The 4,400-nt window shown below is 65.5% G+C and carries 4 protein-coding genes; all 4 read right to left on the bottom strand.

Annotated features, from left to right (window positions below; genetic code table 11):
• Positions 1 to 216: 216 nt before the first annotated feature.
• The 4 genes from KDH83_RS17830 to KDH83_RS17815 all read right to left on the bottom strand — a co-directional run bounded on the left by KDH83_RS17830 (position 217) and on the right by KDH83_RS17815 (position 3,989).
• Entirely contained in the window at positions 217 to 651 is a 435-nt protein-coding gene (locus tag KDH83_RS17830; protein WP_212318289.1) for a hypothetical protein, read from the bottom strand.
• A 71-nt stretch (positions 652 to 722) separates the two neighbouring features.
• Positions 723 to 1,436 carry an SDR family oxidoreductase gene (locus tag KDH83_RS17825; RefSeq protein WP_212318287.1) on the bottom strand — a complete coding sequence of 238 codons (714 nt, stop codon included), beginning with the start codon at positions 1,434 to 1,436 and terminating at the stop codon, positions 723 to 725.
• 163 nt (positions 1,437 to 1,599) lie between these two features.
• Positions 1,600 to 2,919 (bottom strand): MFS transporter, encoded by a 1,320-nt coding sequence (locus tag KDH83_RS17820; protein ID WP_249205185.1) that lies wholly within the window; start codon positions 2,917 to 2,919, stop codon positions 1,600 to 1,602.
• An 83-nt stretch (positions 2,920 to 3,002) separates the two neighbouring features.
• A complete protein-coding gene (locus KDH83_RS17815) occupies positions 3,003 to 3,989 on the bottom strand; it encodes a TauD/TfdA family dioxygenase (RefSeq protein WP_212318283.1) in 987 nt (328 codons plus the stop codon).
• Positions 3,990 to 4,400 lie beyond the last annotated feature (411 nt).

Genomic DNA, 4,400 nt, shown 5'->3' with positions numbered 1-4,400 from the left:
AGGCGGGCGTGGACGCCATCGGCAGCGAGCCATTCAGCGTCGCGGCCGCCCGCCCCAATGCCTTGCTGGTCCGGCTGCGGCTGCTGGCCGGGGAAGACGTCGCGCCATTGGCACGGACGATCCTGGATGCCTGGGCCTGAATCCAGCGCACAGGCATGTCCGCGCGCGGGCCGGGCCGCCAGGCAGGCGTAGCGGCCGGACCACGCCCGGGAAGAATCAGTCCCAGCAGACCGTATAGACCTGGAACCCCTCCCCCGCTTCCGGCGCGGCGGCATGCTTGCCGTAGGGCCAGCCCGTGACGAGGCCGTCGGCCTCCAGGCCTTCCAGCCACTGCTCGGCGTCCGCCTGCGATGCGGACGAGATCACGTGGATGTTCTCGGCGGCTGGCCAGTCGTCGCATTCCAGCGCCATGCCCCAATCCTGGTGCAGGCCCACGTAGACGCCTTGCACGTCGGGACGCCGGGCGATGGCCTGGAAATGGGCATGGATCTCGCGCAGGGTCGGACGTCCGTAGCCCCATTGGTTGGGCGCGATGGAGTCCTCCTGTTCGTTGCCGTCGAAATACTCGTCCAGCGTGACGACCGGCAAATGGTCTTCGTCCAGCGCGTCCAGCGCTTCGAGTTTGTCCAGCAGGGTCTTGCGCGCGTCCATCTGTACTCCTGTGCGCGTTTGGGAAACAAGGCGCGTCCGATTCGTCGGCGCGCCACAGGCCAGTTCCTGTTTCAGCGCAGCACGTAGCCGCCGTCGACGAAAAACGTCGTGCCGGTCGTGTAGCGGTTGGAAAGCAGCATCCAGGCAGCGTTGGCCACGTCGTCAACCTGGCCCACGGCCTGCAGCAGCGTGCTGGCGCGGTACTGGGCGAAGGCGGCCTCGCGCAGCTCGGCGGGGCGCGCCTGCCACAGGTCGCTGTCGATGGTGCCGGGCGCGATCGCGTTGACGCGGCGCGGCGCCAGTTCCGTGGCCAGCCCCCTGGCCAATCCCTCGATGGCCGCGTTGGCCGCGGCGTAGGCGGCGCCGCCCTTGATGGGACGCGCGCTGGCCGCGCCCGACATCAGCAGGACCGAGGCATCCGGCGCCAGCCTGGGCAGGGCCGCGTGCACGGCCCAGTACTGCGGCCAGAACTTGCCCTCGAACGGGCTTCGCGCCTGTTCCTCGGTCGCCTGGGCGAAGGGGGTGACGGTGTAGTTGGTGCCCGGCGTGAACAGCATGTCGACCACGGGCAGGTCTTCGAAGAAGGCCGCCAGCGAGGCGCTGGAGAAGGCGTCGACCTGCTTGGCAATGGCATTCTGCGGCAGGGTCTTCAGGGCCTCGTCCAGGCGCCGGCGGTCGCGGCCGCCGATGATGACCTGGGCGCCCTGCGCGGCGGCCACTTGCGCGGTGCGCAGGCCGATGCCCGAGCTGCCGCCGATGACGACGAGTGTCTTGCTGTCCGACATCATGATTTCCATGGAAGTTGAAAGCGATGGGAGAAACGCGGCGAGGCGGCAAGGGCCGCTTCCTGGCCCTTGCCGCCTCGTGCCTGTCTGCATTCGGATGACGGGGCCATTGTGCCATGGCCGCGCGCGGGCTTCGTCCACGGCGGCCCCCTGCCCTGCCGCCTCAGCGATGGATGCGCACCAGGCTGAGACAGCAGGACGCCATCGCGATCGCGCCGGCGATCCACAGCGCGGTCTGCATCTGTCCGACCTTGCCGCTCGCGAACAGCTGGCTGGCCACGCCGGACAGCACCACCGCCACCACCGCCGCGCCCAGCGACTGGCCCAGGGTGCGGGCCGTGGCCAGCACGCCCGAGGCGGCGCCGCTGCGCGCGCGCGCCACGTTGCTGAGCATCTCCTTGTTGTTGGGCGCCTGGAAAAAGCCGAAGCCCAGTCCGCACAGGCCCAGGCGCCACAGGATGTCGGTGACGTCGTGCGCGTGGTCCATGGACGCGATCAGGAACAGCCCCAGCGCGAAGATGCCGACGCCGATGGTGGACAGCAGGGTCGCGTTGATCTTGTCGGACAGCCGTCCGGACAGCGGCGCGGCCACGGTCACCACCACCGGCCACGGCGTGAACAGCAGGGCCGACTGGATGGCGCTGTATCCATAGACGGACTGGAACAGGAACGGCAGGGCCACGAAGGAAATGCCCTGCGCCGAGAACGCGGCCAGCGAGGCCGCGGCGGCGAAGGAAAAGCGCTTGGACGCGAAGATGTCCAGCGGCAACAAGGGCGCGTCCAGGCGTCGCTGCCGGCGCAGGAACACGGTGGCCAGCACGGCGCCGCAGGCCAGCAAGGTCCAGACGATGCCGTTGTCCCAGCGGCCGGCCTGGTCGATGGCGATCACCACGAAGCCGATGGCCAGCACGGAAAAGCCGATGCTGGACAGGTCGAGCCGCGCGCCGCTGCCCTCGTCCGCCGGCAGGTTGCGCAGGCCCAGGTACAGCGCCGCGACGCCGAACGGCACGTTGATCAGGAACAGCCAGGGCCAGCCCAGCGTCGACACGATGATGCCGCCCAGCGTGGGCCCGGCGACCGTGCCTAGCGCCACGATCAGCGCGTTGATGCCCAGGATCGAGCCCAGCAGCTCGGGCGGATAGATCTTGCGGTACATGCCGATGCCGATGCTGACCATGGCGGCGTAACTGAAGCCCTGCAGGCTGCGGAACGCGACCAGGGTCCAGAGGTCGTTGGCCACGGCGCAGCCGATCGAGGTCAGGGTGAAGACGGCCAGCCCGATGCAATAGACCCGGCGGTAGCTGAAGACCGCGCCGACCGCCGCGAAGGTGATCATGGTGGCCGCGCTGGCCACGTGATAGGCGTTCACCACCCAGATGATGGCGGCCGGCGTGGCGTCCAGTTCCTTGGCGATGGTCGGCAGGGCCACATTGACGATCGACGTGTCCAGGGCCCCCATGAAGATGCCGATCAGAATCGCCATTGCGGCAAAGTACCTTGCCGGTATCGGGATGCCCGACGGCTCCGCGTTGATAGCCAATGTGTCCGACATGCCTGTTCTCCTGTTTAGCTGAGGGTTGCGTCCTGGGACGCGTGGCGCTGGTCGCTGATGCGGATCCGGATCAGGTGGCGCGCGTGGTCGTTGAACTCCGTCCTGCCGTGCAAGCCTTCATGGTTGTTGGTCAGCAGGATGTCGTCCGCGTCCAGCCGGCAAGTGGTGGTGAATTCCTGGTTGCCGATGACGTTCTCCAGGATGTAGAGCGCCAGCCGATTCTCGGCGGTGTCGTACTCGGGATGGGCTTTCAGGCCGGCTTCGAGCGTGTCCTTGCGGTAGCGGATCAGCGGCTTGTCGGCAAAGATGGGCGCGAAGGTGGCTTCGGCCACGTCCTGCCGGCGTTCCTTGGTGTACGACGTGGGAATGCGGAAAGGCAGCTTGGTCCTGGACAGGTGCTGGAATGCCCAGTCGCCCTGGCTGCCGTTCTTGAGCGAATCCACGATGTGATGGCCGTCGCGGATCAGCGAGACGCCGCCGTCGTCGGCCGGCCGCACCACGTAAAGCAGCGTGTACCTCTCGGGATTCGGGAAATACTGGGTGTCCGTATGCAGCTTGGCCTCATAGGCGTTTTCCGAGAAGGTGGAAACCTGGCCGGCGGGCAGCTCGCGCTTCTTGATGTCCCAGATGATCTGGCGATTGACCCTGTCGGTCGGCGTGGGCCAGCCCAGCGCCAGGCATAGCAGGAACAGGATGCGGCGCTGCTGGTCCAGGTCCAGGCCGGCCAGGCCGCTTCTTTTCAGGATCAGCGCCGAATAACGCGTCTCAAGCAGATCCTTGATCGTTTCCGAAGCGCTGGCGATGCCTGGGAAGGTGCGCAGCACGTCCGCCCGGAGGTGGGAAAGATCGATCTCGTCCGACAGTTTTTCCGGCGTACGCGCGACGTCGCCGTAATGGCTGGCCAGAACGTCCAGCGTGGATTTCTCGGCGTCCGTCAGCCAACCCGCTTTGAACTCAAACTCACCAATTCGATACCCCGCGTCTTTGACAAAAGCAAGCATGGTTAATCCCTCGAAAGTGCTGGTTGAGTGCCCATCCCGCAGGATGAGTAAAGGTCTCCTCCAATCCGGACGCTCGCGGCGCCCTTGTCGGATTTCACGCAACATCAATAACGCTTTCGTGCGAATGCAAACTGCCCGGGTCATCCAATCATGGTGTGGACGGGTGTTTCTCCTTTGATTTGGGGGGGCATCAACGCAATGCGCCGGTCAGAAGTGAATCCTGTGCCGCGGGTTTCATTCCTGATGCGTGCCGCGCCGGTTCGCCGGGGCGCCATGTGATCCATGTCAAGCTTGCCGGCCTGCATTGATTCTAGATTGGATGCTGCAATGCAGTAAACATATTTACGACATTTTAAAAATTAATAAATTCCATAAATATCAATGACTTGAATTTATGAAATGATGTTTTAG

Source organism: Achromobacter sp. Marseille-Q0513, assembly GCF_018195695.1.
Classification (GTDB): domain Bacteria; phylum Pseudomonadota; class Gammaproteobacteria; order Burkholderiales; family Burkholderiaceae_B; genus Achromobacter.
Note: the sequence above shows the minus strand (reverse complement) of the source record. Positions and strands in the feature narration are given on the sequence as shown.